Raw genomic sequence first — 5,563 nt, 5'->3', positions numbered from 1 at the left:
CCCACCGTCCTCGACGAGGTGCCCGCGAACGCGCGCATCGTCCGCGAGGAGATCTTCGGACCCGTCGCCGCGATCACCGGTTTCGACACCGAGGCCGAGGGCGTCGCCGCCGCCAACGACACCGAATACGGTCTCGCCGCGTACATCTACACCCAGAACGTCGACCGTGCGTTCCGCGTCGCCGACAAGCTCGAGAGCGGCATGGTCGGCGTCAACCGCGGAGTGATCTCCGACGTCGCCGCGCCGTTCGGTGGAGTCAAGCAGTCCGGCCTCGGCAGCGAAGGCGGCACCGAAGGCATCGAGGAGTACCTCGAAACCAAGTACGTCGGCTTCGCGTAAACCACCCGCCCCGAGACAGATCGGACACCGCCGGCCAGTTCCGGTTTCACCTGAAGGCGGCTAACGGCGAGATCATCGCGGCCAGCCAGGGCTACACCTCGAAGGCGGCGGCTCAAAACGGGATCGATTCAATCAAAGCCAATGCGGCAACGGCTCCAACCGCGGACCTAACCTGACCTGGAGGACGCATTCCTTGCGCTGGAAGGAACGCTCCGGCGRCAGGCTATTCGGTTCGGGCGGCGCAGACCCAGCAACCCTTGGCCCGCCATTTCGGTAGCGGCCATTCGGTGGGATCGAAATGCGGCTGCTGCTCCATCCCCCGCGTGGGCCGACCACACACCGCCTTCACCTCCGGCCACTTGACGGTGTGCGCGTCAGCGACCAGACCGGACACGCAGTTGCCGCCCAACGTGGGGTGCTAAACACCGCGGTTATCGACTTGCTCAATCCGGATACGAACATTCACCGTAAAAGGCTCCGCCGATGCCGTTTTCGGGCAGCGTTGTCAGGTGGTTCTCGTAGAAGTTGAGGTCCTGGCGCTGCGGCAGGACCTTGACGTCGTGCGCGATGCGTACCACGGTTCCGTTGTCAAGCAACGCCAATGAGAAGGACACCGCCTTGATCAGCACCATGCCCCACCGCTGACCGCTGACCGAAGACAGAAGAGGGGCCCTGCACCGGATCGGTGCAGGGCCCCTCTTCTGTGAGGTGCGGGGGATTACTGCGGGAGCAGTCCCTTGTTCGCGTCGATGAGCTGCAGGATCTGGGGATCGATCGCGATGCCCTGAGCCTTGACGGCCTCGATCGCGKTGTCGACGACACCGGCGTACTGCGAGGTGCCGYTGGTGCTGGGGACGCCGCCCGTGAGGTCGGGSAGKGCCGGCGCCGCGGGGGCCTCGGGCACGGTTGCGGGGGCGGTGCGCTGGGTGGGTGCGCTGCTCAGGCCGAGGCTCGAGGAGCAGGACGGCCATGCGCCCCAGCCCTGGGAGTCGAGGACCTTCTCGGCGACGACGATCTGCTCTTCACGCGAGGCCTGGTTGGCGSTGGCCGCRTACTGGGTGCCACCGTGTGCGTTCCAGGTGCTCGGGGAGAACTGGAGTCCRCCCTGGAAGCCRTTTCCGGTGTTGATTCCCCAGTTTCCGCCGGACTCGCACTGCGCGAGGCGGTCCCAGTCGGAGTCGGGTGCCGCGTTCGCGGTGCCCGAGAAGGCTGCTCCGGCGACGCCCATGATGGCGCCGGTRACGGCGACCTTGGCGACGGTGCGGCCGGYGGTGGTGGGCTTGCGATGRCGTCCGCTCATAGTGGTCGAGATCCTCTCCACACGCGCCTGCGAGGTCAGCTGTCGGGTTCGGGCTGAGAGGTCGCCCGGCCTCGCCTCTCCTGGCTGGAGAGGGTCTGGCTTCACCCCAAGATCCGAGTGTGCGAGGCACATTCGGGCCGGTGTCCGTCTGAGAACTTGCGTTCCCTGGAGGACTTTGGGTCCCCCGTCCTCGTCCCTGGAATGCTTCGTCGGGACTCCGGTACCCGCGGGACGAGGTTTGGCGCGGCGGGCCGGATGTGGCCGATGTTTCCTCGGCCGGTGACGACGGTAACGGGCCGAGGCCGCAGTGTCACCATTTGATAACGCGGAGTGTCTTCGCCTGTTGCGGGACCTCATTGGGCGCGCAGAGACCGTGCCCAGCTAGTGGCGACAAGACGCGCGTATCGCCGAGCCGTTGCCCTTCCGTTACCGGGCCGTTATGTGAGTAAGCTCACGCCACCGGGTGCGTCGACGATCTCCTTGGCCGGTGCCCTGAGCGGAGATGGGGATGGGTGGGATGCGTAGATGACACTCAGGTCCGATCGGTGGGCATTGTGCGTCTTCGGCGCGGCGATGGCGCGGCAGACAGTGGAGGGGCGACATCGATCAGCTGAGGAGGAAGGCGGTTGCGATGGAGGGGATGGGCGCAGGGCGTGCGAGTCCCGGCCCTGCGGGCCACCTCAGTGCAGCCGCGCTCCCGCAGGAAACCCAGGACGAGAGCGCTGAACTCGTCGGTCCGCTCCAGCATGAGCGCGTGGCCGGTACACACTCCCACATCGGTCGTGCTGCACGCCCCGGAGAAGTGCTACTCGATGTGCCCGGACGAGTCGATCTCGGCGGATACCTCGTCGAGGCGGCGTTTGGCCCTCTCCAGCCGGCCCTCGAGTTCGAGGACTTCCACCACTAACTCGTCCCGCTCGGCCAGCCGGCGGGCAAGCTCGTCTCGAGGGGATTTGGTCTTCATCCATTCACGGTACGCCCAGGTCACCGACCGATGCCTGCTCCAGGATCGCCCCGTCGCAGCCCTCCCACGGTGTTGTTGCGCGGCGCGACGCACCCGCGTGTGTCCCGTAGGGTGAACCGGCCAATGATGCCGAACCGTAATGGAGAGACAGATGAGGCAGCTCGGTAGCGCCGGAGAACGAGACCTCCAGCATCGGTACGGCACCGTCGAGCGTGCCGTCCGGTTCTACGCCGAACAGGTGCTCGACCATCTCACTCCGGCCATGATCGATTTCGTCGGCCGCCAGGAGATCGCGTTCGTCGCCACCGCGGACGCGGCCGGCGAATGTGACAACAGCCTGCGCGCCGGCGCACCCGGATTCCTGCACGTGATCGACCCCAAAACCCTCGCCTACCCCGAGTACCGAGGCAACGGGGTGATGGCCAGTCTCGGCAACATCGCCGAGAACCCGCACGTCGGACTCGTGCTCGTCGATTTCGTCCACGATCTGATCGGGCTGCACATCAACGGCGCGGCGCGGATCGTCGAGGACGAGGTGCTGCGCTCCGAACTCCCGGATCTACCGGGCGACTGCGCGCCGGGACGAATCCCGCAGCGGTGGGTGATGGTGGAGGTCGAAGTGGCATACGTTCACTGCCGCAAGCACATTCCCCGCATGGAGCCTGTTCCGCACCACCGGGACTGGGGAACCGACGACACGAAACGCAAGGGCGGTGACTACTTCGACGCGAAAGACACCCAGCGATACGACAGAGCGGCGGCGACCGCACCGCCCGAATCGACTCCGGCCTTGCCGTCGAGGTGTTTCTGACGTGGCTGAGCGTCACGGTCGCCGGCCGCCGCTGACCGACGGGGGCACGCGAGAAGAGCCGGTCTCGTGACCCAGAGACGGGCACACCTGACCCGAAGCGCGTTACTGCAGCGGGCGGCGGAAGAATTCGACTGCCACGGGTATGTGCACGCGACGTTGAATGCGATCTCCGGGAAGTCCAGCACCACCAAAGGCGGCCTGTTTTTCCATTTCCCCGCGAAGGAGCACCTTGCCCGCGCAGTGATCGACGAGGGCTTCCGAAGATTCGAGCGGGCCTGCGCACAGCGGATGGCCACCCATGCCCGTGCATTGGAAACCCTCATCGATCTCTCCTATGTCCTCGCCGACTACGGCCGCGACGATCCGCTGGTGCGGGCCGCGTTCCGGTTGCTCTTCGAGATCGGCGACTACCGCGGCGATCGTGCGGCGCCGAGCATCTTCGAGACCTGGACGCTGCACTGCCGAAACCTCGCCCTTCGGGCCGGCGAGGAGGGGGATCTGCGCGTCGGCATCGACCCGGACGAGCTCGCCGAAGTCCTGGTGGAGATGGCCTTTGGGGCCCGGGTGCTCGTCACGGCGACCGGCGCTCTCGACAGCCCCACGCACCGGGTCACCACCGGATGGACACTGCTGCTGCCGACCCTCACCGGCCCGGCCGCCGAGACGTATTTCCGGCAGTTCGCCGCCCGGCGCACATCCTCCACGGTCTCTCCTCGGGGCATGGAGCCGACCGCGTCCTGACTTGGCCCGCGGGGTCGGCGGCCTGCCCTCGCGGGGCGCACGAGATCGCTTCATCACTAGTGGGTGATACCCGCAGGTGCCCGTCTCGTTCATCCTGGTCATCCCCCTGCACTGTCGAAGAGGTAGTGCGAGAGCGACGGGACGAAAAGGGAACCCACATGGTGCAACGCGACTCGTCCTGACCCGAGGGGATCAGGTATCTGAGGCAGGCGTGGATGGAAGCATCTCCTGCTCGAACCAGCGAGATCACCCCCTTCACCTGCTGGAGGGGCAGCGGGACGAGGACTGACAGCAGACCCCTCGGTCAGTCCTCCGGCTTCGGTGCCACCACGAAGTCGTAGGGTGCCATCGGGCCGACGAGGCGCATGGTGACCCGGTCGTCCCAGCGCGCGGCGAGGTCTCCGACCGTCTGCTCGAGTTCGCCTTGCCGGTCCACCTCGAGCAGGACCGCGATCTGGACCGCGTCCTCGTCGTGGGTGGGTTCGCGGACGGTGACGGTGTCGGTCAGCGGTGCCAGCACGTCGAGAGTGGTGCCGGTGTCCGTCTCCCGCTTGGCCTCGAGGGCGTGGCCGATCATCTCCCCCAACGCCATCCGGTCATCCCGGGAAACCTCCTCGGGCTGGTCGCGGATCGCCTCGAGCAGGGAGGAAGCCTCCGGGCTCTCGTCGACGATCTCGCGGATGATGGCCTCCTCGACGTAGCGGCCCCTGACCAGGTACTGGGCGAAGCCCTCCAGTTCCTCGAGAGCGGAGGCGAACTCGTCCTCGTGTTCGGCAAGCAGTTCGTTGACCACCGCGTCGCGGTCGGACACGACGGCACCGAACCGCAGCGGCAGCACCGGCGCGACGTGCGAGGTGCCGTCGAGGATGCGGGCGTGAGCCTGCAGGTCCGCGGGGGTGCCCAGTCGTTGGTCCGGGTCGATCTCGCTGACCAAGGCCGCGATGTCGCCGTGGGTGACGATCTCGATCGGGGCCTCGTGGATGCCGGTGGCGTCCGCTTCGGGTTGCACGTCGGCCGGCACGATGCCGTACACGTAGATCACGGCCATCGGAGCACCCTCGTTGTTGTCGTCGGCGTCGGTGTCGGTGTCCTCTGGGGAGGTCATTTGTGCCTCCGTCGGGGTGCCGGTTCGCGTTCGCTTCCCGATCCGCCGAGCAGCTCACCAAGCGTCTCCCCCACGCCCTCGAGGACACCCTTGGTCTTGGACTTCGTGCTGCCGCTGCCCTTCACATCGGAAACGAGATCGGACAGACCCTTCGGTTCACTGCCGATCGCGAGCCGGTTCGCCGCCTCCGCGAACCGCAGGTAGGTGTCGACGCTGGCAACGACGATGCGGGCGTCGATCGTCAGCAGTTCGATGCCGACCAGCGAGACCCGCACGTACGCATCGATCACCAGGCCCTTGTCC

8 protein-coding genes, 1 pseudogene and 1 riboswitch are annotated in these 5,563 nt (G+C 66.8%); of the genes and pseudogenes, 4 read left to right on the top strand and 5 right to left on the bottom strand.

The features are described from left to right. A partial coding sequence (locus AC1D1G_RS40810) for an aldehyde dehydrogenase family protein (RefSeq protein WP_477956454.1) occupies nucleotides 1-339 on the top strand: 339 nt, incomplete at its 5' end. A gap of 23 nt (nucleotides 340-362) precedes the next feature. After that, nucleotides 363-515 (top strand): annotated as a pseudogene (locus AC1D1G_RS40805) (YegP family protein); the annotation flags it as partial. Nucleotides 516-782: 267 nt separating this feature from the next. Here AC1D1G_RS40805 and AC1D1G_RS40800 read toward each other — a convergent pair. The 3 genes from AC1D1G_RS40800 to AC1D1G_RS40790 all read right to left on the bottom strand — a co-directional run bounded on the left by AC1D1G_RS40800 (nucleotide 783) and on the right by AC1D1G_RS40790 (nucleotide 2,603). Further along, nucleotides 783-971, bottom strand: coding sequence for a hypothetical protein (locus AC1D1G_RS40800; protein WP_477956453.1), 189 nt, complete (start codon nucleotides 969-971; stop codon nucleotides 783-785). Nucleotides 972-1,057: 86 nt separating this feature from the next. After that, nucleotides 1,058-1,639: a transglycosylase family protein gene (locus AC1D1G_RS40795; protein ID WP_477956452.1), complete on the bottom strand. Its 582-nt coding sequence runs from the start codon at nucleotides 1,637-1,639 to the stop codon at nucleotides 1,058-1,060. Nucleotides 1,640-1,647: 8 nt separating this feature from the next. Further along, a riboswitch (cyclic di-AMP (ydaO/yuaA leader) is annotated at nucleotides 1,648-1,861 on the bottom strand. A 583-nt stretch (nucleotides 1,862-2,444) separates the two neighbouring features. Then, nucleotides 2,445-2,603, bottom strand: a complete 159-nt coding sequence (locus AC1D1G_RS40790) for a hypothetical protein (RefSeq protein ID WP_166680860.1) — start codon at nucleotides 2,601-2,603, stop codon at nucleotides 2,445-2,447. Nucleotides 2,604-2,754: 151 nt separating this feature from the next. Here AC1D1G_RS40790 and AC1D1G_RS40785 point away from each other — a divergent pair, with 151 nt between their 5' ends. Together AC1D1G_RS40785 and AC1D1G_RS40780 are read left to right on the top strand one after the other, a co-directional pair. Next, entirely contained in the window at nucleotides 2,755-3,414 is a 660-nt protein-coding gene (locus tag AC1D1G_RS40785) for a pyridoxamine 5'-phosphate oxidase family protein (RefSeq protein ID WP_477956451.1), read from the top strand. A gap of 66 nt (nucleotides 3,415-3,480) precedes the next feature. After that, nucleotides 3,481-4,155 (top strand): ScbR family autoregulator-binding transcription factor, encoded by a 675-nt coding sequence (locus AC1D1G_RS40780; RefSeq protein WP_477956450.1) that lies wholly within the window; start codon nucleotides 3,481-3,483, stop codon nucleotides 4,153-4,155. A gap of 304 nt (nucleotides 4,156-4,459) precedes the next feature. On the opposite strand, the gene AC1D1G_RS40775 is transcribed toward AC1D1G_RS40780, so the two are convergent. Then, nucleotides 4,460-5,260, bottom strand: a complete 801-nt coding sequence (locus AC1D1G_RS40775) for a GvpL/GvpF family gas vesicle protein (protein ID WP_005570328.1) — start codon at nucleotides 5,258-5,260, stop codon at nucleotides 4,460-4,462. Then, nucleotides 5,257-5,563, bottom strand: a 307-nt coding sequence (gene gvpJ, locus AC1D1G_RS40770; protein ID WP_477956449.1) for a gas vesicle protein GvpJ, incomplete at its 5' end; no start/stop codon positions are given. The genes gvpJ and AC1D1G_RS40775, both read right to left, overlap by 4 nt.

It is taken from the genome of Rhodococcus sp. P3_B8 (assembly GCF_056402775.1).
Note: the sequence above shows the minus strand (reverse complement) of the source record. Positions and strands in the feature narration are given on the sequence as shown.